Annotated in this window: 28 protein-coding genes; 20 read left to right on the forward strand and 8 right to left on the reverse strand. The window is 45.4% G+C overall.

Features of this window, described 5'->3' with window-relative positions; genetic code table 11:
• The first annotated feature begins 17 nt into the window (after positions 1-17).
• The 7 genes from secY to rplQ all read left to right on the forward strand — a co-directional run bounded on the left by secY (position 18) and on the right by rplQ (position 4,490).
• The gene (gene secY, locus TW81_RS05530; RefSeq protein WP_045954703.1) at positions 18-1,352 is read left to right on the forward strand and encodes a preprotein translocase subunit SecY; all 1,335 of its coding nucleotides are present in this window, start codon (positions 18-20) and stop codon (positions 1,350-1,352) included.
• A gap of 39 nt (positions 1,353-1,391) precedes the next feature.
• A complete protein-coding gene (rpmJ, locus tag TW81_RS05535) occupies positions 1,392-1,505 on the forward strand; it encodes a 50S ribosomal protein L36 (protein WP_000868186.1) in 114 nt (37 codons plus the stop codon).
• A 148-nt stretch (positions 1,506-1,653) separates the two neighbouring features.
• Entirely contained in the window at positions 1,654-2,010 is a 357-nt protein-coding gene (gene rpsM, locus TW81_RS05540; protein WP_005435100.1) for a 30S ribosomal protein S13, read from the forward strand.
• An 18-nt stretch (positions 2,011-2,028) separates the two neighbouring features.
• Entirely contained in the window at positions 2,029-2,418 is a 390-nt protein-coding gene (rpsK, locus tag TW81_RS05545) for a 30S ribosomal protein S11 (RefSeq protein WP_001118870.1), read from the forward strand.
• A gap of 27 nt (positions 2,419-2,445) precedes the next feature.
• The gene (rpsD, locus tag TW81_RS05550; RefSeq protein WP_045954704.1) at positions 2,446-3,066 is read left to right on the forward strand and encodes a 30S ribosomal protein S4; all 621 of its coding nucleotides are present in this window, start codon (positions 2,446-2,448) and stop codon (positions 3,064-3,066) included.
• A gap of 24 nt (positions 3,067-3,090) precedes the next feature.
• A complete protein-coding gene (locus TW81_RS05555) occupies positions 3,091-4,083 on the forward strand; it encodes a DNA-directed RNA polymerase subunit alpha (RefSeq protein ID WP_004410407.1) in 993 nt (330 codons plus the stop codon).
• Positions 4,084-4,109: 26 nt separating this feature from the next.
• On the forward strand, positions 4,110-4,490 hold the full coding sequence (rplQ, locus tag TW81_RS05560) for a 50S ribosomal protein L17 (protein ID WP_004410405.1): 381 nt from the start codon (positions 4,110-4,112) through the stop codon (positions 4,488-4,490).
• 132 nt (positions 4,491-4,622) lie between these two features.
• Here rplQ and TW81_RS05565 read toward each other — a convergent pair whose 3' ends face one another.
• On the reverse strand, positions 4,623-5,120 hold the full coding sequence (locus tag TW81_RS05565; RefSeq protein ID WP_045954705.1) for a DUF2780 domain-containing protein: 498 nt from the start codon (positions 5,118-5,120) through the stop codon (positions 4,623-4,625).
• Positions 5,121-5,224: 104 nt separating this feature from the next.
• On the reverse strand, positions 5,225-5,845 hold the full coding sequence (locus tag TW81_RS05570) for a BamJ family beta-barrel-assembly machinery protein (protein ID WP_045954706.1): 621 nt from the start codon (positions 5,843-5,845) through the stop codon (positions 5,225-5,227).
• A gap of 233 nt (positions 5,846-6,078) precedes the next feature.
• Between TW81_RS05570 and TW81_RS05575 the strand changes: the two genes are divergently transcribed.
• Entirely contained in the window at positions 6,079-6,651 is a 573-nt protein-coding gene (locus tag TW81_RS05575; protein WP_045954707.1) for a LysM-like peptidoglycan-binding domain-containing protein, read from the forward strand.
• Here the strand turns inward: TW81_RS05575 and TW81_RS05580 are convergent.
• The 4 genes from TW81_RS05580 to cpdB all read right to left on the reverse strand — a co-directional run bounded on the left by TW81_RS05580 (position 6,597) and on the right by cpdB (position 10,670).
• Positions 6,597-7,505 (reverse strand): DMT family transporter, encoded by a 909-nt coding sequence (locus TW81_RS05580; RefSeq protein WP_084715807.1) that lies wholly within the window; start codon positions 7,503-7,505, stop codon positions 6,597-6,599. The genes TW81_RS05575 and TW81_RS05580 overlap by 55 nt on opposite strands.
• Before the next feature lie 2 nt (positions 7,506-7,507).
• Positions 7,508-7,960 carry a GNAT family N-acetyltransferase gene (locus tag TW81_RS05585; protein WP_045954708.1) on the reverse strand — a complete coding sequence of 151 codons (453 nt, stop codon included), beginning with the start codon at positions 7,958-7,960 and terminating at the stop codon, positions 7,508-7,510.
• 71 nt (positions 7,961-8,031) lie between these two features.
• On the reverse strand, positions 8,032-8,595 hold the full coding sequence (locus TW81_RS05590; RefSeq protein WP_045954709.1) for a Crp/Fnr family transcriptional regulator: 564 nt from the start codon (positions 8,593-8,595) through the stop codon (positions 8,032-8,034).
• 113 nt (positions 8,596-8,708) lie between these two features.
• Positions 8,709-10,670, reverse strand: coding sequence for a 2',3'-cyclic-nucleotide 2'-phosphodiesterase (gene cpdB / locus TW81_RS05595; RefSeq protein ID WP_045954710.1), 1,962 nt, complete (start codon positions 10,668-10,670; stop codon positions 8,709-8,711).
• A 262-nt stretch (positions 10,671-10,932) separates the two neighbouring features.
• On the opposite strand from cpdB, the gene cobA reads away from it, so the two are divergent.
• The 5 genes from cobA to cysC are packed head-to-tail and all read left to right on the forward strand — an operon-like array spanning position 10,933 to position 16,593.
• Entirely contained in the window at positions 10,933-11,802 is an 870-nt protein-coding gene (cobA, locus tag TW81_RS05600; protein ID WP_045954711.1) for a uroporphyrinogen-III C-methyltransferase, read from the forward strand.
• Positions 11,803-11,856: 54 nt separating this feature from the next.
• The gene (cysD, locus tag TW81_RS05605; RefSeq protein WP_045954712.1) at positions 11,857-12,765 is read left to right on the forward strand and encodes a sulfate adenylyltransferase subunit CysD; all 909 of its coding nucleotides are present in this window, start codon (positions 11,857-11,859) and stop codon (positions 12,763-12,765) included.
• 20 nt (positions 12,766-12,785) lie between these two features.
• The gene (gene cysN / locus TW81_RS05610) at positions 12,786-14,213 is read left to right on the forward strand and encodes a sulfate adenylyltransferase subunit CysN (RefSeq protein ID WP_045954713.1); all 1,428 of its coding nucleotides are present in this window, start codon (positions 12,786-12,788) and stop codon (positions 14,211-14,213) included.
• Positions 14,214-14,238: 25 nt separating this feature from the next.
• Entirely contained in the window at positions 14,239-15,963 is a 1,725-nt protein-coding gene (locus TW81_RS05615; RefSeq protein ID WP_045954714.1) for an SLC13 family permease, read from the forward strand.
• A 12-nt stretch (positions 15,964-15,975) separates the two neighbouring features.
• A complete protein-coding gene (gene cysC / locus TW81_RS05620) occupies positions 15,976-16,593 on the forward strand; it encodes an adenylyl-sulfate kinase (RefSeq protein WP_045954715.1) in 618 nt (205 codons plus the stop codon).
• 61 nt (positions 16,594-16,654) lie between these two features.
• Here the strand turns inward: cysC and TW81_RS05625 are convergent, their stop codons facing one another.
• Together TW81_RS05625 and zur are read right to left on the reverse strand one after the other, a co-directional pair.
• Positions 16,655-17,116, reverse strand: coding sequence for a chemotaxis protein CheX (locus TW81_RS05625; RefSeq protein ID WP_045954716.1), 462 nt, complete (start codon positions 17,114-17,116; stop codon positions 16,655-16,657).
• 17 nt (positions 17,117-17,133) lie between these two features.
• Positions 17,134-17,592, reverse strand: a complete 459-nt coding sequence (gene zur, locus TW81_RS05630; RefSeq protein WP_204243985.1) for a zinc uptake transcriptional repressor Zur — start codon at positions 17,590-17,592, stop codon at positions 17,134-17,136.
• A gap of 415 nt (positions 17,593-18,007) precedes the next feature.
• On the opposite strand from zur, the gene dusA reads away from it, so the two are divergent.
• From dusA to TW81_RS05665, 7 genes are all read left to right on the forward strand, one after another.
• Positions 18,008-19,012, forward strand: coding sequence for a tRNA dihydrouridine(20/20a) synthase DusA (gene dusA / locus TW81_RS05635; protein ID WP_084715809.1), 1,005 nt, complete (start codon positions 18,008-18,010; stop codon positions 19,010-19,012).
• A 160-nt stretch (positions 19,013-19,172) separates the two neighbouring features.
• Complete coding sequence (pspG, locus tag TW81_RS05640; protein ID WP_045954718.1) at positions 19,173-19,382, forward strand: envelope stress response protein PspG; 210 nt, start codon at positions 19,173-19,175, stop codon at positions 19,380-19,382.
• A 127-nt stretch (positions 19,383-19,509) separates the two neighbouring features.
• The gene (locus TW81_RS05645; protein ID WP_045954719.1) at positions 19,510-20,157 is read left to right on the forward strand and encodes a TIGR04219 family outer membrane beta-barrel protein; all 648 of its coding nucleotides are present in this window, start codon (positions 19,510-19,512) and stop codon (positions 20,155-20,157) included.
• A gap of 151 nt (positions 20,158-20,308) precedes the next feature.
• The gene (locus tag TW81_RS05650) at positions 20,309-20,539 is read left to right on the forward strand and encodes a hypothetical protein (protein WP_045954720.1); all 231 of its coding nucleotides are present in this window, start codon (positions 20,309-20,311) and stop codon (positions 20,537-20,539) included.
• Between the two features lie 126 nt (positions 20,540-20,665).
• A complete protein-coding gene (locus TW81_RS05655; protein ID WP_045954721.1) occupies positions 20,666-22,519 on the forward strand; it encodes an assimilatory sulfite reductase (NADPH) flavoprotein subunit in 1,854 nt (617 codons plus the stop codon).
• Entirely contained in the window at positions 22,519-24,255 is a 1,737-nt protein-coding gene (gene cysI, locus TW81_RS05660; protein WP_045954722.1) for an assimilatory sulfite reductase (NADPH) hemoprotein subunit, read from the forward strand. Before TW81_RS05655 ends, cysI begins: the two co-directional genes overlap by 1 nt.
• A complete protein-coding gene (locus tag TW81_RS05665) occupies positions 24,248-25,024 on the forward strand; it encodes a phosphoadenylyl-sulfate reductase (RefSeq protein ID WP_045954723.1) in 777 nt (258 codons plus the stop codon). The genes cysI and TW81_RS05665 overlap by 8 nt, the downstream gene beginning before the upstream one ends.
• The last annotated feature ends 546 nt before the right edge of the window (positions 25,025-25,570 follow it).

A 25,570-nucleotide genomic window follows, 5' to 3' on the forward strand; every position in this document is an offset into this window, starting at 1 on the left:
CGAGGAACGAGGTACAGATGGCTAAGAAACCAGGACAAGATTTTCGTAGTGCTAAGAGCGGTTTAAGTGAATTAAAGTCGCGCTTGTTATTCGTAGTAGGTGCACTTTTAGTATTCCGAGCAGGCTCTTTTGTTCCGCTCCCTGGTATTGACGCTGCTGTACTTGCCGATTTGTTCGAACAGCAAAAAGGTACCATCGTTGAAATGTTTAACATGTTCTCCGGTGGTGCTCTTGAGCGTGCATCTATATTAGCGTTGGGCATCATGCCGTATATTTCGGCATCGATTGTTGTCCAACTGCTAACTGTAGTTCATCCAGCGTTAGCTGAACTCAAAAAAGAGGGTGAAGCAGGCCGTCGTAAGATCAGCCAATATACACGCTACGGCACGCTTGTACTTGCAACATTCCAGGCTATAGGTATTGCAACAGGCTTACCAAACATGGTCGATAATCTGGTTGTTATCAACCAAACCATGTTTACGCTAATTGCTACCGTAAGTTTAGTAACCGGCACCATGTTCCTGATGTGGTTAGGTGAACAAATTACAGAGCGTGGAATCGGTAACGGTATTTCGTTACTGATTTTTGCAGGTATTGTTGCTGGATTGCCTTCAGCAATCGGTCAAACAATCGAGCAAGCGCGTCAAGGTGAATTGCATGTACTTCTTCTGCTGTTGATTGGTGTACTTGCTTTTGCAGTTATTTATTTCGTTGTTTTCATGGAACGTGGTCAACGTCGAATCGTTGTAAACTACGCGAAGCGTCAACAAGGTCGTAAAGTATTTGCTGCGCAAAGCACTCACTTGCCACTTAAAATTAATATGGCAGGTGTTATTCCAGCAATCTTTGCATCAAGTATTATCCTGTTCCCAGGAACACTGGCACAGTGGTTTGGTCAGAATGGTGAGAGCAGCGCGTTCGGTTGGTTAACTGACGTGTCTTTGGCTCTTAGCCCAGGTCAACCTCTGTATGTAATGCTTTATGCAGCAGCGATTATTTTCTTCTGTTTCTTCTACACGGCGTTGGTATTCAACCCGCGTGAAACAGCAGATAACTTGAAGAAGTCCGGTGCATTCGTACCCGGCATCCGCCCAGGTGAGCAGACAGCTAAGTATATTGATAAAGTAATGACGCGTTTAACCTTAGCAGGTGCGTTATACATTACCTTTATCTGTCTGATTCCGGAGTTCATGATGGTCGCGTGGAACGTACGTTTCTACTTCGGCGGTACATCACTACTTATCGTAGTGGTTGTTATCATGGACTTTATGGCACAGGTACAGACTCATCTGATGTCACAACAGTATGATTCTGTGTTGAAGAAGGCAAATCTGAAAGGCTATGGCCGTTAATTCGGCGGTAGACTCAGATTTCATTTACGGAGTTTAGCAATGAAAGTTCGTGCTTCCGTTAAAAAAATCTGCCGTAACTGTAAAGTTATCAAGCGTAACGGTGTTGTTCGCGTGATTTGCAGTGAGCCAAAGCACAAGCAGCGCCAAGGCTAATTAAGCAGAAATTTTTACTTGAAATATAAGGTAGTGTCGAGTATATTCCTCGGCCTACCTTTTGCGTGCAAAAGAAGTAGTATTCCGCAGCGTATCCATAACGGGCTTTGCTGCGGCTAATTCTTTTATGAAACACTAGGAGTGAATAATGGCCCGTATTGCAGGCATTAACATTCCTGATCAAAAACATGCTGTGATTGCACTAACGTCAATCTACGGCATCGGTAAAACTCGCTCTCAAGCTATTCTAGCTGAAGTGGGTATTGCTGAAGATGTTAAGATCAGTGAACTAACTGAAGAGCAGATCGATCAACTGCGTGATGGTGTAGCTAAGTACACTGTAGAAGGTGATCTACGTCGTGAAGTATCAATGAACATCAAGCGTCTTATGGACCTTGGCTGTTACCGTGGTCTTCGTCATCGTCGCAGTCTACCACTACGTGGACAGCGTACTAAAACCAATGCTCGCACCCGTAAGGGTCCGCGTAAGCCGATCAAGAAATAATCGGGAAGGTAGAGTACAATGGCTAAACAACCAACTCGCGCTCGTAAGCGCGTACGCAAGCAAGTTGCAGATGGCGTAGCGCACATCCATGCATCTTTCAATAACACAATCGTAACCATCACTGACCGTCAAGGTAATGCTCTTGCATGGGCTACTGCAGGTGGTTCAGGTTTCCGTGGTTCTCGTAAGTCTACTCCGTTCGCTGCACAGGTTGCTGCTGAGCGTTGTGCTGAAATGGCTAAAGAATACGGTCTAAAGAACTTGGAAGTTATGGTTAAGGGTCCAGGTCCAGGTCGTGAATCTACTGTTCGCGCACTGAATGCTGCTGGTTTCCGCATCACTAACATTGTTGATGCTACACCAATCCCTCATAACGGTTGTCGTCCACCTAAGAAACGTCGCGTATAACGTTTTTTAGATAACTGGAGAAAGATCATGGCAAGATATTTGGGTCCTAAGCTGAAGCTTAGCCGTCGCGAAGGTACTGACTTATTCCTTAAGTCTGGTGTACGCGCGATCGATACCAAGTGTAAAATTGATAACGCACCAGGTGTACACGGCGCTCGTCGCGGTCGTCTATCTGAGTATGGCGTTCAGCTTCGTGAGAAGCAAAAAGTTCGTCGTATGTACGGCGTTCTAGAAAAACAATTCCGTAACTACTACAAAGAAGCTGCTCGCCTTAAAGGCAACACTGGTGAAAACCTACTTCAGCTTCTTGAAGGTCGTCTTGATAACGTAGTTTACCGCATGGGCTTTGGCGCTACTCGTGCTGAATCTCGTCAGCTAGTTAGCCACAAAGCTATCCTAGTTAACGGTAAAGTTGTAAACGTTCCTTCTTTCAAAGTTGCGGCTAACGACGTTGTTTCTATCCGCGAGAAAGCTAAACAGCAATCTCGTATCAAGGCTTCTCTAGAAGTTGCTGAACAACGTGAAAAACCAACTTGGATTGAAGTAGATGGTGGTAAGATGGAAGGTACGTTCAAGCGTATGCCTGAGCGTTCAGATCTATCTGCTGACATCAACGAACAATTGATCGTCGAGCTTTACTCTAAGTAAGGTTTAAACTAAAGAGAGGACACAATGCAGGGTTCTGTAACAGAATTTCTTAAGCCACGTCTTGTTGACATCGAACAAGTTAGCACGACTCACGCAAAAGTAACTCTTGAGCCATTAGAGCGTGGTTTTGGCCATACTCTTGGTAATGCACTTCGCCGTATTCTTCTATCTTCTATGCCAGGTTGTGCTGTAACAGAAGTAGAAATTGAAGGCGTACTTCATGAGTACAGTACTAAAGAAGGCGTTCAGGAAGATATTCTTGAAATCCTACTAAACCTTAAAGGTTTGGCTGTACGCGTTGCCGAAGGCAAAGATGAAGTGTTCATTACTTTGAACAAATCAGGCTCGGGCCCTGTGGTTGCAGGTGACATCACCCATGATGGTGATGTAGAGATCGCTAACCCTGAACACGTAATTTGTCATCTAACAGATGACAACGCTGAGATCGCAATGCGTATCAAAGTTGAACGTGGTCGTGGTTATGTTCCAGCTTCGGCTCGTATCCATACTGAAGAAGATGAGCGTCCTATTGGTCGCCTACTGGTTGACGCTACGTACAGCCCAGTAGATAAGATTGCTTACTCTGTAGAAGCGGCTCGTGTAGAGCAGCGTACAGACTTAGACAAGCTTGTTATCGACATGGAAACGAACGGTACTCTAGACCCTGAGGAAGCAATCCGTCGTGCAGCTACTATCCTAGCTGAACAATTGGATGCGTTCGTAGATCTTCGTGATGTACGTGTACCTGAGGAGAAGGAAGAGAAGCCAGAATTCGATCCGATCCTACTGCGTCCTGTAGACGATCTTGAACTAACAGTTCGCTCTGCTAACTGTCTGAAAGCAGAAGCGATTCACTACATCGGTGATCTTGTACAGCGTACTGAGGTTGAGCTACTTAAAACGCCTAACCTGGGTAAAAAATCTCTTACAGAGATCAAAGACGTACTTGCATCACGTGGCCTTTCTCTTGGCATGCGCCTAGAAAACTGGCCACCAGCGTCTATCGCTGAAGATTAATCGATAATAGTTAGAAGGATTAGGTCATGCGCCATCGTAAGAGTGGTCGTCAACTCAACCGCAACAGCTCACATCGTAAAGCGATGTTTAGCAACATGGCTAGCTCTCTAGTACGTCATGAAGTTATCAAGACTACACTGCCAAAAGCAAAAGAGCTACGTCGCGTAGTTGAGCCTTTGATTACACTAGCTAAGACTGACAGCGTTGCTAACCGTCGTCTAGCATTTGCACGTACTCGTGACAACGAAGTAGTTGCAAAACTATTTAACGAACTAGGTCCACGTTTTGCTGCTCGTCAGGGCGGTTACACTCGTATCCTAAAAGCTGGTTTCCGTACTGGTGATAAAGCTCCAATGGCTTACATTGAGCTTGTAGATCGCCCAGCTGCTGAAGAAGCTGCTGAGTAATCAGGTTCGTAAGAACGAGAAAGCCGAGCATAGCTCGGCTTTTTTGTATCTAAAATAAACATACCTTTACCAGTCCCTCGTATATTCTTGTCATTATTCACCGTGAATAAACAGCTGGCTAGGTTAGTCCTGCTATTGCCATAACGTTGATAGCGCTTGGACTAAGCTTGAACTTGCCCCTTGGCTTTGTAGTGCGCTTATCACAATCGGCGCGAATGTACTCACCATCGACGGGTCCATACCTAATGCCGAAAAAGCACTGTCTAACGCACCGCTGTTGGTGATCATTGACGATAGCCCGCTACTTTCCAGTTGATCATAACCAGGAATTAGTTCGCCCAGTTCGCTATTTTGACTTTCACCGAGTGAGCTTTGAGCGAGAGCGAATAACGAGCCAATACCACCTGCGGCTTGTTCGGAGGTTACCCCTGTTGCTTGCTGGATTGACGACGTCAGATCTTCAGAGCCGTTTTGTTGCCCCCACATTTGCAGTGCCCCCGTAAGTGCCGTTGACGCTAGATCGCTATAGGCACTATTCGTCGATGTTGTTGATGGCTCGCTTGAACCTGTTGCCTGACACCCTAAAAGCGAAACACTGAGTATGCTGAGTAGTAAGACGTGTTTTTTCATATCCTTTCCTTATTAATTCTCTTTGCATCATTCATTAGCATATACAAAAAACGGCGATACTAAAGTATCGCCGTTGCAATTAAAGGTTTTAATCTAAATTTAGATTAAAGGATGTCGAGAAGTTCTACTTCAAATACTAGAGCTGCAAATGGAGGGATAGCAGCACCAGCACCGCGCTCGCCGTACGCTAGGTCTTGAGGGATGTACAGTTTCCACTTAGAACCAACAGGCATTAGCTGAAGTGCTTCAACCCAGCCCTTGATCACGCCAGTTACTGGGAATTCAGCAGGTTGGCCACGAGATACAGAGCTATCGAAAACTGTACCGTCAGTTAGTTCGCCGTGGTAGTGAACGCGAACTTGCTTATCTGAAGTAGGAATTTCGCCGTTACCTTCAGTGATGATTTCGTACTGAAGACCAGACTCAAGCACAGTTACTTCTGGACGTAGAGCATTGTCTGTTAGGAACGCTTCACCGTCAGCTGAGGCTGCTTTAGCGGCTTCTTGACGAGCAGATTCTACACGGGTGTGCAGCTCTTGAAGTGCGTTATTGATTTCATCGATTTCAATTGCTGGTTGCTCACCAACAAGTGCTGTCGCGATACCTGCAGCGATAGCGTCAACGTTTAGACCTTCAAGACCAGAACCAGCAAGTTGCTGACCCATTTGTAGACCGATACCGTAGCTTGCTTTTTGTTCTACAGTCTCAAATTTAACTTCAGACATGGTGTCTCTCTATATATGGTGTATAAAGGGTAAAGGATACCAGTTATGGCCTTATGATGAAACGGTAGAGCCTAGATAGTCTGCGACTCGACGCTTTGTGAGATTGAGATCGAGTTTTGAAGACGTTTTATTTAAAATTTACTGTGCTATCACTTACCGTGACTAAAAATCCTATACTCATATGCGCTTGGTTTTTATACTTATAGCGAAGGCCGTTTGGAGACTAAGACGCGATGAATCGCAGAAAGAAAAAGAAACAGCAGCAGGTGGATTACGTTGGAGTTGCGAAAGCAAAATTCAACCAAGTTGATTGGCAGGTCATGATACAAGCAGTAAAAGGTAGATGGCGCTTGCTACCTAAATTGCATCAGCGTGCACTGATGATAATTACTCCGTTACTGCTGATATTACTTATAGTTCCCGTTCCTGATTCCCAAACGGAGCCTGAAAACGACACAGCGATTAACTCCCAGCGGGTCGCCGTAGACATTAATACTCGTAGTCTCAGCGAACAAAAAGGGGCCGAGCAAGACTCACTTGCAGCAAAAGCGTGGAATGAGTATGAAGTCAAAAGCGGTGATACGTTAGCCCAAGTTTTTCGTAGCAATGGACTCGCGATGTCGGATCTTAACGCTTTAGTGCAAGTTGAGGGTGCAGATAAACCTCTCAGCCATATCAAACAAGGTCAATTAGTACGTTTCAAGTTGGCTGAAAATGGTCAGCTCGACATATTACAGCTCGAAAAAAGTAATCAATCGGTGATGTTCTTCCGTCTTTCTGACGGGGGATTCGGACGCAGTAAATAGCGGTTTTGCGTCTGCTTTAATATTACTTTCCACGGCAATAGGGGTAGGACTATCATCACTATTCCTAGTGCCGTAAGCCAACTTGGCACCTCGCCAAACCACATCACTCCAAACAGTGCGACAAACATTAAGCCCGAGTTTTCAGCCACGGCGATTGAACTGGCCGGCGCCCGTTGATAAGCCATAACTGCGAGACCGTTGTAAGTCAGAATGAGCCCTGCACTGATTAATATCAACAGAATCTGAGGCAGAGATATGGGTTGCCAGTAGATAAGGGCTAACGTTGCTGAAATTGGCAACGAAAGAACCGATGTCCAAAATAACGTACTGACCACGCTTTGTTGAGACGGTAGCTTACGAGCAGTGAGATTAAATAGGGCAAGTGTGACGGTTGTTCCTAGTGCAAACAGCGCCGACCAATGAAACTCAGACGGTCTCAATACGACCATCACGCCAACAAATCCAAATATCGTCGCCGCGATACGTTGAATGCTAGGTCTTTCACCCAACAGCACAATAGCTAATGGCAACATGACCAATGGCGCAGCGTAAAAAACCGCGTTGGCCGTCGCCAGTGTTAAGTGGGTGATGGCAACGACCATGCACCCACTGCCGATGATGATCAGGTGCGCTCTGAGCAGGTTCAATTTAGGGCTGAGCATCTTACGTTGTGTTGGTGCCTGCTTCAGCCAGAGTGGCAAAATCACCATTGTCGAGAGCAACTGGCGAAGGAATACATACTGAAATGTGGCAACCTCACCATCTAGTAACTTCACCGCTACATCGGATAATGAAGCGGTGAAATTGCCGATAACGAGTAAAAGAATCGCAAAGTAGAACGGTGAAAGAGCCATTACTACTTGGCCAGCTTCATATCGATGTGGGGGATGTCATCTTCCAAATACATGGCTGAGGTTTGAACGAAACCATGTTGTTGGTAAAAGCCTGCTAAGTGCTCTTGTGCGCCAATCTCTATTGATTCCCCTGGCCATAATGCTTCACAGTGTGTCAATGCTTGGTTGAGGAGTTGATGGCCTAATCCACCACCACGTCTGTTCTGAGCGCTAGCGACCCGACCTATACTGACCGAGGGATAACTTATCCCTTTTGGTAATAATCGTGCACAGGCGACCAAATCGTCACCCACATATCCGAGTAAATGATGAACATCTGGTTGATGGTCTTTATTGTCCAGCTCCGGATAGGGACACGCTTGCTCGACAACAAACACATCGACTCTGAGTTTGAGTAGCTGATAAAGCTCTAAAGTTGTTAATTGAGAAAAGGTTTTTATTTGCCACGTAATCATGGGGTATCAGTTTTGCTATCAATCATGTTTGGCAATGTAGCAAGACATAAACTGCCCAGCATTAACAAATGTTAACTTTGGCTACGCTTTTTGATGCGACTCAGACTAATGGGAGTAATTCCAAGGTAAGCGGCAATTTGGTAGTCGTTGAGTCGTTCAATTAAGTGAGGGAAATGTTGGCAGAACAGTTGGTAGCGCTCCTCTGGACTATAGAGCAACATAAAGCGCTCTTTGTTCTCTTTGAACATCAGTTGTGCTTCCAGCAATTTGAGGTAGATGCTGTGCTTATTGTTACGCCAATCACGCAGCGTAGCTATTGGCAGTGACAAGATGGAACAAGGGGTCAGAGACTCGAGAAGATAGGGCGAGGGTTGTTGTTTAATCAGCCCTTCAAAGCCAATGATCCAATCGTTCTCCCAATAAAACTCTTTACTGAACGCTTTGCCTTTTTCCGTCAGATAGGATGAATGGCAGATACCATCGAGGAGAAAATAAATCTCACCAGCGACTTCGCCTTGATTAAGTAAAATATGGCGAGTGGGCAGTTCAATTAAGCGCGCGACAGATTCGAGTTGTGAGATCTCTTGCGTGGTAAAGCCATTATTTGCCAATTGTTGTTGGAAAGCTGCAAACATCGTACTGATTCAAAATAGAGAAGTGATGAAGAGGAGTGTAACCAAATTCTTTGCGGCTAGAAATGAAAATGCCGCAATCTTGATTGCGGCATTGGCTTTATCTACTGAGCTGATTATTTTTGCATATCGATTTGGTAAACGCCAAAACCAACATCATCTGTTGCCACACGCTTCATTGGGTACTGACCTTTCTCCTCAATAAACTTGGCTGCTTTTTCACTTGGTGATGTTTCAAAGCGAATATCAAGTTTGTTGTCGGATTGAATCGGAGCAAATGACCAGTTGTTGTCTGCACTTGGTGTAACTTCACCTTTTTCTTGGCTAACACGAGAGATGTACGCTGCGATCACTGAACGGTTTTCGTCTGGCGAATCAAATGCGACAAATTCTGAACCTGTGCCAGGGAACTTGTTGCTGTATGCGCGGTAGTTGTTAGTTGCAATGATGAAGTCTTGCTTGATATCAATTGGCTTACCTTGGAAAGTCAGACCGACGATACGTTCCGCGTCTTGGTTAATCACTTTACAGTTGCCATCGTACTTAGCTGGCTTAGTGACATCAATTTGATAGTTTACGCCGTCGATAACATCGAAGTTATAAGTACGGAAGCCATCCCAATCGATCAGTTGTTGTGGTGCCGTGCTGTTGACGTCAATTTGCTTAAACTGACCAGCCGTGCACTCTAACCACTCTTTGACTTCTTTACCGGTTACCTTCATCGCTACTAGAGTGTTCGGGTACAGGTAAAGGTCAGCAGCGTTACGGAAAGTCAGTTGACCCGATTCAACTTCAGTGAAGTTACCTGGATCGTTCTTACGGCCACCGGCTTTAAAAGGCGCTGCGGCAGAAAGTACGGGAATATCAGATAGGTCAGGGTCGCCTTGAATAAAGCGCTCGACATAATCTTTCTGTGCTAGGTTGACGATTTGCACCGTTGGGTCATCTTGTACCAACGCCAAGAAGCTGTACATGACGTCATTCGCTTTGCCTATCGGCTGATTGACGAAATCACGTGTTCCTTTATGGTCAGCTTCGAGTGCTTTTAGCATATCGGAATCGGCTTCAACAATCGGTTTTTTGGTCGCGCTGTCAAAGATAGGGCGTGCTTGTGACTGGCCATTGACCACTGCCCATTTGCCATCTTTCTGTTGCAGTTCTAAGTCGATGACACCGACGTGGCTACCCCAACGTCCTGGCATTACTGCCGCGACACCATTGATCGTACCTTTTTGGTTGTCGACCCCTTGAATGTTGTCAAAACCTTTACCCGGGAATACCGCGTGAGAGTGACCAAACGCAATCGCGTCAATGCCTTCTACTTCTGCTAAGTAGTAAGTTGAGTTTTCTGCACCCTGCTTGTAAGGATCAGAGGCAACGCCTGAGTGAGGGATCGCAACAATAACGTCAGCACCTTCCGCTTTCATTTGTGGAACTAGCTGCTCGGCCGTTTCTTTAATGTCTTTCGCGAACACCTTACCTTCGAGGTTTTTCTTATCCCACACCATGATTTGTGGAGGGACGAAACCGATGTAACCCACTTTGATTTCGTGCGCTACACCATCAACATCTTTAAAGGTGTGAGACTTGATAATGTACGGCTTGAAGTAGTGTTCGCCTGTTTTTTTGTCGAACACGTTAGCGCTGATATACGGGAAATCAGCGTCGTTGATGGTTTCGGCTAGGAATTCAAGACCGTAGTTGAACTCGTGGTTACCAATGTTGCCGACATCGTAGTGGAGTTGGTTCATCGCTTTATAAACAGGGTGAACTTCGCCCTTTTCGATGCCTTTGGCTGCCATATAGTCACCCATAGGGCTACCTTGGATCAGGTCTCCGTTGTCAACCAACACACTGTTTGCAACTTCTGCGCGAGCCTGTTTGACAAGAGTAGCAGCACGAGTCAGACCGATTTTCTGTGACGGCTTGTCCTTGTAGTAGTCATAATCCATGACGTTGGTGTGAATATCGGTGGTTTCGACGATACGAAGTTTGATCGTATCTGCCATTGCTGGGCCTGCCATGGCCAACATGCCACCCAGTACAGCAAGAGACAAAGGTTTCACTGCTACTTTCATTTTTTATGCTCCAATAACGTTTAGTAAGATGTTGCTTAATGTAACAAAACTAGATGAAACAATGATTTCAGTGGAAGATAAAGTGTGATACTGGGCAATTGCTTTATGGCATTCTGCTGAGAATCTCTCAAAAACGGATAGGTTTTGTACAGCAACAAAATAGTCGCTTATCAGAAATTGATATAAAAAATGAAATTTTAGAATTTCAGGTAATATGACTAGAGCGCCATAATGCCATCATAGATTCGGTAAGGGTGACATTATGGCGAGCAAGGATACGATTTCTCACTTTCCTCTGAGCAATCAGCACGCACAGCGCAACAAACAAGCAGACCTCAACACTGTGGGGCAAAGCATTTTAGGCCGCGGTGAAGTCGCACTGGTCGGTGCTGGCCCGGGTGATGTAGAGCTTCTAACTCTTAAAGCGTTACGTTTTCTCCAACAGGCAGATGTTGTGCTGTATGACTACTTGGTCTCTGATGACATCATCTCATTGGTACCCAGCGATACCATTTTGGTGTGCGTAGGTAAGCGTGCTGGTCACCATAGTGTTCCGCAAGAAAAAACCAATCAATTGTTACTCGACTTTGCTTTGCAAGGCCACCGTGTTGTGCGCATCAAAGGCGGCGATCCTTTTATCTTTGGTCGTGGAGGAGAAGAGCTCGAAGTGTTGGCGGAAGCTGGAGTGTCTTTCCACGTAGTTCCCGGTATTACTGCGGCTGCGGGAGCAACGGCATACGCTGGCATCCCGCTTACCCATAGAGATTACGCTCAGTCAGCGATGTTCATTACTGGCCATTTGAAAGCAGAGAGCGATCAAATGGATTGGTCGACACTGGCCCGTGGTAACCAAACATTAGTGATCTACATGGGATTGATGAAGTCGGATTACATTCAGAGTCAGTTGATTGAACATGGCCGTCACCCCAACACACCTATCGCGATCATTGAGCGCGGTACGCAGAGTCAACAAAAAGTATTTAAAGGTCAGCTTGCCGAGCTCGCTGATCTCGCGCAAGACGCCGAGTCTCCTTCACTCATTGTTGTGGGAGAAGTGGTTGCGCTGTCAGAGAAATTGGCTTGGTTTGAAACTCAAGCATCACAGACAACGACCCAGCGTCAGTCAGCCTAGCGCCATTATTTAGATTAGCCATAGGCTCAGTGAGCCATAAAGGAAGCAACTAACATGGACCAAGAACGTTTAACCCACCTTAAGCAGCTTGAAGCGGAAAGCATTCACATTATTCGTGAGGTGGCCGCCGAGTTCGATAATCCCGTCATGATGTATTCAATTGGTAAGGATTCATCGGTCATGCTGCATTTGGCACGCAAGGCTTTTTACCCAGGTAAAATTCCTTTCCCACTCCTGCATGTCGATACCGATTGGAAATTCCGCGAGATGATTGAATTTCGGGATCGCACCGCTGAGAAATACGGATTTGAGCTTTTGGTGCATAAGAATCCTGAAGGTATTGCGATGGGCTGTAGTCCATTTGTTCACGGTTCGTCTAAACACACCGACATTATGAAAACTCAAGGTTTGAAGCAGGCGTTGAACAAATATGGCTTCGATGCCGCTTTTGGTGGCGCAAGACGCGATGAGGAAAAATCTCGTGCGAAAGAGCGTGTCTACTCGTTCCGCGACAAAAACCATACTTGGGATCCGAAAAACCAACGCCCAGAGTTATGGAAAACCTATAACGGCCAAATTAACAAAGGCGAGAGTATTCGTGTGTTCCCGCTATCAAACTGGACAGAGCTCGATATCTGGCAATACATCTACCTAGAAAACATTGAAATTGTGCCTCTTTATCTTGCGGATGTACGCCCCGTGGTTGAGCGCGATGGCATGTTGATCATGGTTGATGATGAGCGAATGGAGCTGGAGCCCGGCGAAAAAATCGAACAGAAAAGCGTGCGATTCAGAACACTAGGCTGCTACCCACTGACAGGTGCGATCGAATCTGAAGCCAACACACTGACAGGCATCATCGAAGAGATGCTGGTAGCGACATCGAGTGAACGTCAAGGCCGAGCGATCGACCACGATCAGTCAGGATCGATGGAATTGAAAAAACGCCAAGGTTACTTCTAATTAGGATCTAAGGAAAGAAAATGAATAGCGCAGTTGAAGCTCAGCTCGAAGAGCTTGGTATTGAAGGGTACCTAAAACAACACCAATACAAATCACTACTTAGATTCCTAACTTGTGGTTCGGTTGATGATGGCAAAAGCACCTTGATTGGTCGCTTACTGCATGACTCAAAACAAATTTATGAAGATCAGCTAGCGGCGGTACATAACGATAGTCAACGTGTCGGCACGACAGGTGAACGTCCAGACTTAGCTTTGTTGGTTGATGGCCTGCAAGCGGAGCGAGAGCAGGGCATAACCATAGACGTTGCTTACCGTTACTTCTCGACCCAGAAACGTAAGTTCATTATTGCCGACACTCCGGGGCATGAGCAGTACACGCGTAATATGGCGACTGGTGCGTCGACCTGTGATCTCGCGGTGATCTTAATTGACGCACGTAAAGGTGTATTGGATCAAACCCGTCGTCACTCGTTTATCTCCAACTTGATTGGTCTTAAGCACTTTGTGGTTGCGGTAAACAAAATGGACTTGGTGGATTACTCGCAAGAGCGTTTTGAGCAGATCCGTGATGAGTACCTTGAGTTTTCTAAGAACCTGCAAGGTGAGACAGACATTCAAATTATCCCGTTGTCTGCCCTTGAAGGCGATAACGTGGTTGAGCCAAGTGCCAATATGGCATGGTTTGAAGGGTCTCCGCTGCTTGAAATTCTAGAAAACGTCGATGTTGACCAAGAGAAAGAAGTCGGAGAGTTCCGCTTCCCTGTTCAATACGTTAACCGTCCGAACCTCGATTTTCGTGGCTTTGCCGGTACGATAGCGTCTGGCAGCGTCAACGTTGGTGATGAAGTGAAAGTCTTACCGTCGGGCAAAAAGTCTAAAGTTGCGCGTATTGTCACTTTTGACGGTGACTTAGAGCAGGCTCAGGCTGGCCTAGCGGTGACTTTAACTCTTGAAGATGAGATTGATATTAGCCGTGGTGATTTGATTGTTCTGGAAACAGCTCAAGTTGAGTCAAGTAACCATCTATTGGCTGATGTAGTGTGGATGACGGAACAACCGCTGCAACCGGGTCGCGAATACGACATCAAGATCGCAGGTAAAAAGACCGTGGGTCGTGTTGAGGCGATTCGTCACCAATATGATATCAACAACCTCTCTAGCCATGCAGCGGTTGAGTTACCACTCAATGGTATCGGTCTATGTGAATGGACACTGACGGAGTCGGTGGCGTTAGATAACTACCTAGATAGCCAAGATACTGGCGGATTCATTGTCATTGACCGTTTAACTAATGTCACCGTTGGGGCGGGTTTAGTTCGTGAAAGCCTATCTCGCGTTGAACTTCAGACTAGTGATATCTCTGCGTTCGAACTTGAGCTCAATGCGCTTGTTCGCAAGTACTTCCCACATTGGGAAGCAAAAGATATCGGCCAGTTGCTGAAGTAATCAGCATAGATAGCGGGGAAGCGTTATGTGGCAGCAAGGGTTTGTGTTGGCAATATTATTGGGCATAGTGACCTGTCTATTGGTAACACGAATAAAGCCAAGTTATATTTTCGCAGGAGCGGCATTTATTGCGTTTCTTGGCGGAATGATTGAACTTGGTGATGTTGCCACTAACTTCACCAACTCTTCGCTGCTGACTCTAGTGCTGTTGATCTTAGCCTCGGCAGCACTAGAGAAGACCCGTTTAGTCAGTTGGGTCAGCCGTTCTCTGTCGAAAGGGCGTTTGGCTACTGTAGTTGCGAAGCTCGGGGTTTCAACTGCTTTGCTCTCTTCATTTACTAACAATACGGCGGTTGTTGTATCCTTAATTGGTGCAATAAAGCGCAATCAACAGCATGCGCCTTCCAAATTGTTAATTCCGCTCTCTTATGCCGCGATCTTAGGCGGTACGCTGACTTTGATCGGCACATCGACCAACTTGATCATCAATAGCTTCGTCGAAGATGCTGGGCTACCGAGTCTTGGTTTTTTTGCCCCAACAATGATCGGTTTATCGGTTCTCGTCGGTGGCTTATTTATCTTGATCCCATTGAGTTATTTGTTACCTAACTATGAAGACCAAAGCCAGGATGAACTGCCTTATTTCCTAGAAGCACGCGTAGAGCCAGGTTCACCTTTGGTGGGACGTAGCATTAGTGAAAATAACCTCCGCGCACTGCGTAAGTTATTTTTAGCTGAAGTGGTTCGCGATGGTCAGACAATGTCTTCTGTCGAGCCTGACTTTGTTCTGCAAGCCCGTGACCGATTACTGTTCTGTGGTGACATAGAAAGCGTTGCGACGCTGCAAGAAATTCAGGGGTTAACCTTGTTTGGCCAGCACCACTTAAACGGCCAAGGCTTTGTTGAAGTCGTTGTCAGTTCTTCAGCGAGTTTTTGCAACAAGACACTGAAATCGAGCCATTTTCGAGATCGATTTGATGCGGTAGTGGTAGCGATTCGTCGCGGACACGAGCGTCTGCAGGGTGGGCTAGGCAACATTACCCTCAACGCAGGTGACACCTTAGTGCTTGTGCCTGGCAAACGTTTTGAGCAAGAGCGTCGACTGCATCGAAAAGAGTTTGTACTAATAAACGATCTGGATTCAAGTGCTCGTTTAGACTTAAACAAGTCGACCTTAGTTCTACTTGGATTTGCCGCTGTCATCGCCTTAGCACTGCTCGATATGGTGCAATTAATCAAAGGCTTATCGGTATTCCTCTTAGCTGCGCTATTTTGTGGCGTGGTTCAGTTAGGCGAGCTGCGTCGTCGCTTTCCTGTCGATATTGTCGTGATTGTTGGATCGGCGCTTTCGATTGCTCAGTTAATGCTCTCTTCCGGGTTGTCCGTCAGCTTAGGTCAGATGTTTATAGAGGGCTTTAATGGCTGGGGCGTGTTTGGTGCGCTGGTGGCGACCTATCTTCTGACCTTAATTCTGACGGAACTGGTGACGAATAATGCCGCCGCCGCACTCTCTTTTCCAATTGGCTACAGTATGGCCATTGGCTACGGAGTGGATCCTATGCCGTTCATTATGGCGGTGCTGTTTGGTGCCAGTGCGAGTTTTATCTCTCCTTACGGCTACCAAACCAATCTCCTTGTCTACAGTGTAGGCAATTACAAACTAACCGATTATGTACGAGTGGGAATTCCTTTATCGATTGTTTACTCCGTATTGGTGTTAACGCTGATCCCACTCTTCTTCCCGTTTTAAAAGGACTGATTTATGACTACGGAAACGCTAGCGAAAGATGAAAATGTAGTGTGGCATCAGCACTCAATCGATAAAGCTTTTCGCGCACAACTTAAGAAGCAAAAACCTGTCGTACTTTGGTTTACTGGGCTCTCTGGCGCAGGGAAATCGACGGTAGCAGGCGCGCTGGAGACACGCCTCGCTGAATCAGGCTATCATACCTATTTACTCGATGGTGATAATGTCCGTCATGGCTTGTGCCGTGATCTTGGATTCTCTGAACAAGATCGTCGAGAGAACATTCGTCGTATTGGTGAGCTAGCAAAACTGATGGCTGATGCGGGGTTAATTGTGTTGTCGGCCTTTATTTCGCCGCATCGTGCTGAGCGTCAACTCGTTAGAGACATGTTATCTGCTGGGGAGTTTCTCGAAGTGTTTGTCAATACTTCACTGGAAGTGTGTGAACAACGTGACCCGAAAGGTTTATACAAAAAAGCCCGTGCAGGAGAAATTACTAACTTTACTGGCATTGATTCAGATTATGAAGCGCCGCGAAATCCTGAAATTAACTTGCTCGCAGGTGATAAGACGATAGACGTATTGGTTGAAGATTGTCTGCAGGTGTTAAAAGAGAGACAAATTATTGCCTAAACGAAAAACGCTTCCCTCGGGAAGCGTTTTTGCTAATGTGGAGCACTATTCTCGCTAGACTTTACTCGAAACAAATTTCGATAAATGCATTACCCCATTGAGATGAGAATGGCATGATGATGATTGAGCCTTCACATTTGTGACGAATAGTATGACCTTTACCCGATACCACAACTGGGGTCGCCATATCGAAATCGAAGCCACTCTCTGCCAGGATTCGTTTGGCTCCACCCGTGACCATGTTAGTGATCTCACCAACCATATCCGTCACTTCGTCGTTAAGACCGTTTGGGCGTTCACCAAGCATATTCTGCATGATTTCTAATGCTAGATTTTCATCAAATGTTATAGACATAGAGCCACGACTTTGTGGACCAACCATCCCTATTAAACCTGATACATCTCCACGTGCGATTTCATCCTTCTTCACACGAGGCTTCTGTGGCTTCAGTTCCAGTGAAGCCATCGTTTTTAATACATTCATCAATGAAGCTAAAAACGGGTTTACAAATTCAGCGCGCATAATCTTCTTCTATATCTTCATTTCGCATTGTCAGAGGTACATTTCTGACAAATACCGTGTGATTCAATCACGTGGTTATTGATGGTAAATCCATGTGCTTCAGCGTTGCTAGCAAGTAAGGCTACCAGACTATCATCTTGCAGTTCAATAACGCTGCCGCATTTATCGCAGATCAATAGATGCGAGAAGTGTTTATGAGCATTACAAGAAACACATTGGATGTAGCTATTGGTTGACTCTACCCGATGAATAAAGCCTTGCTCTAATAAAAAATCCAACGCTCGATAGACGGTCGGTGGTTTTGCCTGAGGCTCACTTTGCTTTAACTCTTCTAACAACTCATAAGCGCTTGACGCCTTTGAGCTAGCACATATTAATTCAAATACGCGCTTGCGCTGAGTTGTTAGACGTACGCCTCGGGAAGAGCATATATCTTCAATTTGCTTTACTAACTGCAGGTCCAAACTTATCACCATTACCATTGGACAATGTTAATGATATACCATTTCTTGCGGTTTATCGTCGCTTTGTAGGTAATATCTTTTAGCTTTGTCAGTATGTTACTCATTCAATAAGTAAATGCATAGCAGACTGCTCTGGAAGGCTATAAGTTACCCTATCTACTTAAAAAACGATACTAATAACCGCTACTGAGGTGACTCATGTCCCTTCATTGAGTATCTCTATGTCTATCCGTCGCTAAGAGAAGCATTGTCAACGTGGTGCTCTCGAACAAACCAAGCCCTAGCTGTTTTGGTTTGCGGTCTGACGCGGCATGCATTTATCCTGATTCTTTTTCTTCACCAGTGTATAATCGCGCGATTATTTCTGAGACCGCGTTAGGAATAGGGACGTTTTTGTAAGCGGTACTAACTGTGTAGAGGTAGCTTCGTGTCTAACACTGAAACGAAACAACAATTTCCGTTGCAGCGCTTTTCTATTGCGCCTATGCTCGATTGGACGGATCGCCATTGCCGATACTTCCATCGTCTTCTGACCAGTGAAACTTTACTGTACACCGAAATGGTGACGACAGGGGCGATCATTCACGGTAAAGGGGACTTCTTAGCCTATAACCAAGAAGAGCATCCTGTCGCTCTTCAGCTTGGAGGTTCGAACCCGCAAGATTTGGCCACCTGCGCCAAATTGGCTGCGGAACGTGGCTATGATGAGATTAATCTCAATGTTGGCTGCCCGTCCGATCGCGTACAAAACGGTCGCTTTGGGGCTTGCTTGATGGCGGAGCCAGAGCTGGTGGCAGAGTGCGTTGCTGCGATGCGCGATGTTGTTGACCTACCCGTAACAGTAAAAACGCGCATTGGTATTGATGATCAAGATTCTTATCAGTTTCTGACCGATTTCGTCTCGACAGTGTCAGATAAGGGCGGCTGTGAACAATTCACTATTCATGCGCGCAAAGCTTGGTTGTCAGGATTAAGCCCAAAAGAGAATCGTGAGATCCCGCCACTTGATTACCCGCGTGCTTATCAGCTCAAAAAAGATTTCTCTCATTTAACCATTGCGATTAATGGTGGAGTGAAGACGCTTGATGAGAGCCAAGAGCACCTTAAGCATCTTGATGGGGTTATGGTTGGTCGAGAGGCGTACCAGAACCCATATATGCTCGCCAATGTTGACCAAGAGATCTTTGGTTTGGATAAGCCAAGCAAAAAACGCACTCAGGTCGTTGAAGAAATGTATCCGTACATTGAACAGCAATTATCTCAAGGCGCGTACCTTGGCCATATTACCCGCCACATGCTGGGTTTATTCCAGAACATGCAGGGGGCTCGTCAATGGCGTCGTTACATTAGTGAAAATGCGCATAAACCAGGTTCGGGCATCGAGGTCGTAGAAGCGGCATTAGCAAAAATTCCTAAAGAACTGGATGTGTAAAAAATACCAGTAGATTTGGTTAAATTTACCACTTGGTTAGACTAAAAAGAGCGTTCAGATCGAACGCTCTTTTTTATTCTTTATATTTCAATTAATTACGACTACCTGCGAGGTTGGCACATATCCTGATAGATAGCTTGTATAAACTAAGGAGAATCATATGTTTGAACTGATTTTTATCATGGTATTTGCGGCGACTTTGCTTGTTACGGGGGTTACTATGGTGACTGTCATTGCTGGGGTGGCGTTCTCTTTGTTGGTCATGATACTTCTTGGCATGCTTGGTGCGGTACTGAAGCTACTGCCTTGGTTGATTGTGATTGCCATTGGTATCTGGTTCTTTAAGTCTTGCGTGGCTCAGCCTCGATAATTGTGATTGAAAGACAAATACTTGATGGCGAGTCACATCAATATGCTTTAATATTTGACGCATAAAGTATCTAGCTAGGGTAGCGACATATCCGTCTGCCTATCGTGATTATCGGAGAGTTAAATTCATGGGATTAAAAACCACAATGGCACTTGCTACGCTTGTTTCCACATCAGCGTTAGCAGAGTCATCACTAACAACGAAGTTTGGCGCTGAAATGTGGTTCCCAAGAACGGAAGTGAACGAAGTCGACCGAGGCAATGAAGCGACTCCAAGCTTTTATGCTGCGGTCGAACACGATGTAAAATATCTTCCCGATGCACGCGTTCGCTATTCGACAGTTGATGCAGAGTTCATGTCGTTTGATAAATTAGATTTGACCCTTTACTACCGAATCCTTGAGCATGACTTAATGCATTTTGATGCGGGTGTGAGCGTAAGTGATTTAAGCAACACTAAGTATTTAAACCCAGAAAATGGCGACCGTACTACGTTTGATGAAATGATTTGGGCATGGTATGGATACGCAGAAATTACGGTTCCAAAGACAAATTTTGATGTAATTGGCGAGATGAACTTCGGTGACAGCAGTGGTATTAAAAGCACAGATTTAATGGCGGGGATACAGTATCGACTACCGCTCAGAAACAACACTTTAGCATTTCGCGGTGGTTACCGCGTAATTGATCTTGAATCTGAAGAGTTCCCTAATACTAAGGGCGACCCATTTGTGTTCGCCAACGGTTTCTTTGTCGGTGCAGAATTTTCTTTTTAAGTGTAAATAACGTCAATGTTATACAACGCCGACTTCTAAAGCGGCGTTTTTTTATATCTATTTTTCATATCAAAGCTTTTCAGTTCGCACTTTCTCACCAATTGTCCATGCTTATTAAGGACTAATGTTTCTAGCCAGAGAAAGGAATCTCATGACTATAAATGAGCTCAGACATCTTTACCGAGAGCAACAGCTTATTGAAGCGATTATTGAACCATCTGCGCAGGAAGGCAGTTGGATCGTGGAATTCCGTCATGCTCGAGGTGGACTTGTGTTATTAACAGACTCCCACGGTGAAGAGTGCCACTACATGAATTTGGAACTCGCATCAAAGTCAGCCATGGCGGTTGGCTTTAAGCAGGTAAGAGTAGAGGCAAAATAGTCGAGCCGGGTTAATTTATCGCCTTTCTTTAATTCTAAAAGTTATAAAACATTCACTTCTATTCTTTCTTGTTATTAAAGAGAGTGGTTAATCTATCATCACGCAATGAATAGGGATGTCGAGACCATGTCTTTGAACAAGAACGTGTCCTCTCAAGGAAACACGCCACAAGAATTACCATCAATCGCAGCACCTCTTAATGATCAGCAATTGAGCTCGCTGCAACAAACCGTTACTGAACTGTCACCTCAGCAGTTAGCTTGGGTGAGCGGTTACTTTTGGGGGCTAGCTCAGTCTCAGCCTATGGCTGCCTCTGCGCCAATTAGCCAAGCTGCGGCTGCGGTTGCCGCGAAGCCAGCAGGAAAATTATCCATCATATTTGCTTCGCAAACCGGTAACGCCAAAGGTGTAGCTGAGGCGCTAGAGCAAGAAGCAAAAGCCCAAGGCATTGCGGTAGAGTTATTTGACGCCAGCGATTACAAAGGCAAGAACCTCGCGAAAGAAACGCACGTCATTTTCGTTGCATCGACGAATGGCGAAGGTGAGGCTCCTGATAATGCCCTTGAATTACACGAGTTTTTACAGTCTAAGAAAGCGCCAAAACTACCAAATCTTCAGTACGGAGTGATTGGCTTAGGTGATTCTAGCTACGAGTTTTTCTGTCAAACGGGTAAAGACTTTGATGCTTTCTTGTCAAAACTTGGAGCGACGCCGTTTATCGAGCGTGTTGATTGTGATGTTGATTATGAAGCGCCTGCTACAGAGTGGCGTGCGTCGGCACTAGAGAAGGTTAAAGAGTCCCTCTCTTCTGGTGCAGAAGCGGATGTGGTTCAATTACCTGTTGGGCAAGCCGCCCCAGGTCATTCACCATACAACAAGCAAAACCCATATACAGCTACTTTGCTTACCAGTCAAAAAATTACCGGCCGTGATTCAGGGAAAGATGTTCGTCACATCGAAATCGACCTTGAAGAGTCGGGTTTAAGTTACCAGCCTGGTGACGCTCTTGGGGTGTGGTTCGAGAATAGCTCTGACTTAGCCAATGCTATTTTGGGTAAAGTCGGATTGTCCGGTGTGGAAAGTGTTGAAGTTGATGGTGAGAGCCTTTCAATTCACAGTGCTTTAGTCAGTAAATTCGAAATTACCTCTGCGAATCCTCAACTTGTCACTAAGTTTGCTGAACTTGCGGGTAGTAAAAAACTGCAAAAGCTGGTGGAAGACAAAGACAAACTGCGTGAATACGCAGGCAATACTCAGGTTGTTGATGTCCTTGCTGAGAAGAAAACAAAATTGTCGGCCGAAGAGTTAATTGGCTTATTGCGTCGTCTTACCCCACGTCTTTACTCTATTGCGTCAAGCCAGAGTGAAGTCGAGGAAGAAGTTCACCTTACTGTTGGGTTGGTCGAATATGATAAAGATGGTGAAAAACGCTATGGCGGCGCATCGAGCTTCTTATCACAGCGTTTGGAAGAAGGCGGCGAAGTAAAAGTATTTATTGAAAACAATAATAACTTCAAATTACCGCAAGACGATAACACGCCAGTCATCATGATTGGTCCTGGTACTGGTATTGCACCGTTCCGTAGTTTCATCCAAGAGCGTGATAACCGTGATGCTGAGGGAAAAAACTGGTTGTTCTTTGGCGACCGCACGTTCACACAAGACTTCCTATACCAAGTTGAATGGCAGAAATATCTCAAGTCTGGGTTATTAAATCGCTTAGATGTGGCATTCAGTCGCGACCAAGCAGAGAAAGTCTACGTTCAACACCGTATCCTCGAAAATGCACAGCAAGTGTGGCAGTGGATTCAAGAGGGCGCGTACATCTATGTCTGTGGTGACGCAACAAGAATGGCGAAAGATGTCCATGAAGCATTGATTCATGTTGCCGAGCAGCAAGGCCAATTGTCACGCGATGACGCGGAAGAATTTATTAACGAACTACGTAAAGCGAAACGTTATCAAAGGGATGTGTACTAATGACTTTTTCTACTGAGAATAATAAGCAGGTTGTATTAGGCGAAGAGTTAGGAAAGTTGTCTGATAACGAGCGTCTTAAAACGCAAAGTAACTTTCTACGCGGTACGATTGAGCAAGATCTTCAAGACAGAATCACGGGTGGATTCACCGCTGATAATTTTCAGTTGATCCGCTTTCATGGCATGTATCAACAAGATGATCGTGATATCCGTAACGAGCGTGCTAAGCAAAAGCTAGAGCCGCTACATAATGTGATGTTACGTGCGCGCATGCCTGGTGGGATCATCAAACCCGAGCAGTGGTTAGCGATTGATAAGTTTGCAACTGAGCACTCTCTCTATGGCAGTATTCGTCTGACGACGCGTCAAACGTTTCAGTTCCATGGTGTGCTTAAACCAAACATTAAGTTGATGCACCAAACGCTGAATAGTATTGGTATTGATTCGATTGCGACGGCAGGGGATGTTAACCGTAACGTACTATGTACGACCAATCCAATTGAGTCTGAATTACACCAAGAAGCGTACGAGTGGGCGAAGAAGATCAGTGAGCATCTGCTACCAAAAACCAAAGCATACGCAGAGATCTGGTTAGATGGTGAGAAAGTAGAAACAACAGAAGATGATGAGCCAATCTTAGGCAAGACTTATCTACCGCGTAAGTTCAAAACCACGGTTGTGATCCCTCCGCAGAATGATGTGGATGTTCACGCCAACGACCTTAACTTCGTTGCGATTGGTGAGAATGGCAAGCTGGTGGGTTTCAACGTTCTTGTTGGTGGTGGCCTTGCAATGACGCATGGTGATACCTCTACCTATGCTCGTCGAGCGGATGACTTTGGTTTTGTACCGCTAGAAAAAACACTCGATGTTGCTGCTGCCGTTGTGACAACTCAGCGTGACTGGGGTAACCGCTCTAACCGTAAGAATGCAAAAACCAAATATACCCTTGACCGTGTTGGTATTGATGTCTTTAAGGCGGAAGTTGAAAAGCGTGCCGATGTGAAGTTTGCTGACAGCCGTCCCTATGAGTTTACTGACCGTGGTGACCGCATCGGTTGGGCAGAAGGTATCGATGGTAAATACCACCTAGCACTATTTATTGAAAACGGTCGTTTACTTGATTTCCCGGGCAAGCCACTTAAGAGTGGTGTCGCTGAAATTGCCAAAATTCACAAAGGCGATTTTCGTATGACAGCAAACCAAAACTTAATTGTGGCGGGCGTGGCAGAAAGTGAAAAAGCAAAAATCGAAAAGATTGCCCGTGAGCATGGCTTGATCGATGATAGCGTAAGTGAGCAACGCAAAAACTCAATGGCGTGTGTGGCATTCCCAACTTGTCCACTGGCGATGGCTGAAGCTGAACGCTTCTTACCTCAGTTCGTTACGGATGTAGAAGGTATTCTAGCCAAGCATGGATTGCCTCAAGAAGATAATATTATTCTTCGTGTTACTGGCTGTCCGAATGGGTGTGGTCGTGCAATGCTGGCAGAAATTGGCTTAGTAGGTAAAGCACCAGGTCGTTACAACCTGCATTTAGGTGGTAATAGAGCAGGCACCCGTATACCAAAGATGTATAAAGAGAACATCACTGATTCGCAGATCCTAGAAGAAATCGATCAATTAGTTGGTCGTTGGTCTAAAGAACGCGAAGCAGGAGAAGGGTTTGGTGATTTCACCATTCGAACTGGAATAATCCAAGAAGTTAAAGTGTCGAAGAGGGACTTACATGCTTGATTCTGTCGCTTCAAAGCTGCAGTTGGCGGAATTACTCTCATTAACTAAGACGGAGCAAATCCTCCGTCTTGGCGAAATAAATGCAGAGTTAGAGAAGCTAAACGCGCAGCAAAGAGTAGCTTGGGCGTTAGAAAACCTTGAAGGTCAGTTCGCTGTTTCTTCCAGTTTTGGTATCCAAGCTGCGGTTATGCTCCATTTGGTTACACAACAGCAACCAGATATTCCGGTGATTTTGACGGATACAGGCTACCTGTTTCCTGAAACATACCACTTTATTGATCAGTTAAGTGAGCAGCTAACACTAAACCTTAAAGTCTACCGTGCTATTGAGAGTGCTAGTTGGCAAGAAGCTCGCTATGGAAAACTTTGGGATCAAGGTATAGAGGGAATCGAGAAATACAACAAGATAAATAAAGTAGAGCCGATGAGGCGAGCTTTAGACGAGTTGGAAGTTGGAACTTGGTTTTCTGGGTTGCGTAGAGAGCAATCTAAATCCAGAGCAAATCTACCGATCCTCTCGATTCAAAACGGTGTATTCAAATTCTTACCCGTCATTGATTGGACTAACAAAGACGTCCACTATTACCTTGAGCAAAATGGCCTGTCGTACCACCCATTATGGGAAGAGGGTTATTTATCGGTGGGTGATACTCATACGACGAAAAAGTGGCAACCAGGAATGAGTGAAGAAGAAACACGTTTCTTTGGTTTGAAGCGTGAATGTGGTCTTCACGAAGACAGTAACGAACAAGATGGTTCGGGGATTTAGTTTTCCCTCTATATAAATAGAAAAGGGTCGCGCAAGCGACCCTTTTTATATGATTAAAAAGGGTCAATGTGGATAACTCTGTGCATATTATGTTTGTTCCATTGGGGTAAAGTTGGATAAATAGAGCTTTGGACGAAACTTAGGCTGTTAGGTGCTGTTTTTGCAATTTTTTCAAAATAACGCTTGCCAATGTGAGCGCGATCTCTATAATGCCACCTCGTCGACAGGGCAAGGGCTCACAAGGGTTCAAGAACAATCGACAAGGTTTACTAGCCAAGTGGCAACGCTTGAAAAAAAGTTTGAAAAAAGTGGTTGACACTAAACTTTATCTCGCTAGAATGGCCGCCTCTTCCGCAGTGATTCAAGTCACAAAGAAGAGTAGCTCTTTAAAAATATAGACCTATCAATCTGTGTGGGCACTCGTTGATGATAATCCAATTCGAAACTTCGGTTTCAAATTAGGTTTCAATGATACGAAGTGACCATTGAGTCTTCGGACTCAGCACAGTCAATTCAAACATTACTTTATGTAATGTTCAGTATTCA

The sequence above is a fragment of the Vibrio galatheae genome, from assembly GCF_000967545.1.
Lineage (GTDB): Bacteria > Pseudomonadota > Gammaproteobacteria > Enterobacterales > Vibrionaceae > Vibrio > Vibrio galatheae.

What these genes read in the sequence shown, in the direction of transcription:
- secY (WP_045954703.1), top strand. Translation starts at nt 18, where the DNA reads ATGGCTAAGAAACCAGGACAAGATTTTCGTAGTGCTAAGAGCGGTTTA.
- rpmJ (WP_000868186.1), top strand. Translation starts at nt 1,392, where the DNA reads ATGAAAGTTCGTGCTTCCGTTAAAAAAATCTGCCGTAACTGTAAAGTT.
- rpsM (WP_005435100.1), top strand. Translation starts at nt 1,654, where the DNA reads ATGGCCCGTATTGCAGGCATTAACATTCCTGATCAAAAACATGCTGTG.
- rpsK (WP_001118870.1), top strand. Translation starts at nt 2,029, where the DNA reads ATGGCTAAACAACCAACTCGCGCTCGTAAGCGCGTACGCAAGCAAGTT.
- rpsD (WP_045954704.1), top strand. Translation starts at nt 2,446, where the DNA reads ATGGCAAGATATTTGGGTCCTAAGCTGAAGCTTAGCCGTCGCGAAGGT.
- TW81_RS05555 (WP_004410407.1), top strand. Translation starts at nt 3,091, where the DNA reads ATGCAGGGTTCTGTAACAGAATTTCTTAAGCCACGTCTTGTTGACATC.
- rplQ (WP_004410405.1), top strand. Translation starts at nt 4,110, where the DNA reads ATGCGCCATCGTAAGAGTGGTCGTCAACTCAACCGCAACAGCTCACAT.
- TW81_RS05565 (WP_045954705.1), bottom strand. Translation starts at nt 5,120, where the DNA reads ATGAAAAAACACGTCTTACTACTCAGCATACTCAGTGTTTCGCTTTTA.
- TW81_RS05570 (WP_045954706.1), bottom strand. Translation starts at nt 5,845, where the DNA reads ATGTCTGAAGTTAAATTTGAGACTGTAGAACAAAAAGCAAGCTACGGT.
- TW81_RS05575 (WP_045954707.1), top strand. Translation starts at nt 6,079, where the DNA reads ATGAATCGCAGAAAGAAAAAGAAACAGCAGCAGGTGGATTACGTTGGA.
- TW81_RS05580 (WP_084715807.1), bottom strand. Translation starts at nt 7,505, where the DNA reads ATGGCTCTTTCACCGTTCTACTTTGCGATTCTTTTACTCGTTATCGGC.
- TW81_RS05585 (WP_045954708.1), bottom strand. Translation starts at nt 7,960, where the DNA reads ATGATTACGTGGCAAATAAAAACCTTTTCTCAATTAACAACTTTAGAG.
- TW81_RS05590 (WP_045954709.1), bottom strand. Translation starts at nt 8,595, where the DNA reads ATGTTTGCAGCTTTCCAACAACAATTGGCAAATAATGGCTTTACCACG.
- cpdB (WP_045954710.1), bottom strand. Translation starts at nt 10,670, where the DNA reads ATGAAAGTAGCAGTGAAACCTTTGTCTCTTGCTGTACTGGGTGGCATG.
- cobA (WP_045954711.1), top strand. Translation starts at nt 10,933, where the DNA reads ATGGCGAGCAAGGATACGATTTCTCACTTTCCTCTGAGCAATCAGCAC.
- cysD (WP_045954712.1), top strand. Translation starts at nt 11,857, where the DNA reads ATGGACCAAGAACGTTTAACCCACCTTAAGCAGCTTGAAGCGGAAAGC.
- cysN (WP_045954713.1), top strand. Translation starts at nt 12,786, where the DNA reads ATGAATAGCGCAGTTGAAGCTCAGCTCGAAGAGCTTGGTATTGAAGGG.
- TW81_RS05615 (WP_045954714.1), top strand. Translation starts at nt 14,239, where the DNA reads ATGTGGCAGCAAGGGTTTGTGTTGGCAATATTATTGGGCATAGTGACC.
- cysC (WP_045954715.1), top strand. Translation starts at nt 15,976, where the DNA reads ATGACTACGGAAACGCTAGCGAAAGATGAAAATGTAGTGTGGCATCAG.
- TW81_RS05625 (WP_045954716.1), bottom strand. Translation starts at nt 17,116, where the DNA reads ATGCGCGCTGAATTTGTAAACCCGTTTTTAGCTTCATTGATGAATGTA.
- zur (WP_204243985.1), bottom strand. Translation starts at nt 17,592, where the DNA reads ATGGTGATAAGTTTGGACCTGCAGTTAGTAAAGCAAATTGAAGATATA.
- pspG (WP_045954718.1), top strand. Translation starts at nt 19,173, where the DNA reads ATGTTTGAACTGATTTTTATCATGGTATTTGCGGCGACTTTGCTTGTT.
- TW81_RS05645 (WP_045954719.1), top strand. Translation starts at nt 19,510, where the DNA reads ATGGGATTAAAAACCACAATGGCACTTGCTACGCTTGTTTCCACATCA.
- TW81_RS05650 (WP_045954720.1), top strand. Translation starts at nt 20,309, where the DNA reads ATGACTATAAATGAGCTCAGACATCTTTACCGAGAGCAACAGCTTATT.
- TW81_RS05655 (WP_045954721.1), top strand. Translation starts at nt 20,666, where the DNA reads ATGTCTTTGAACAAGAACGTGTCCTCTCAAGGAAACACGCCACAAGAA.
- cysI (WP_045954722.1), top strand. Translation starts at nt 22,519, where the DNA reads ATGACTTTTTCTACTGAGAATAATAAGCAGGTTGTATTAGGCGAAGAG.
- TW81_RS05665 (WP_045954723.1), top strand. Translation starts at nt 24,248, where the DNA reads ATGCTTGATTCTGTCGCTTCAAAGCTGCAGTTGGCGGAATTACTCTCA.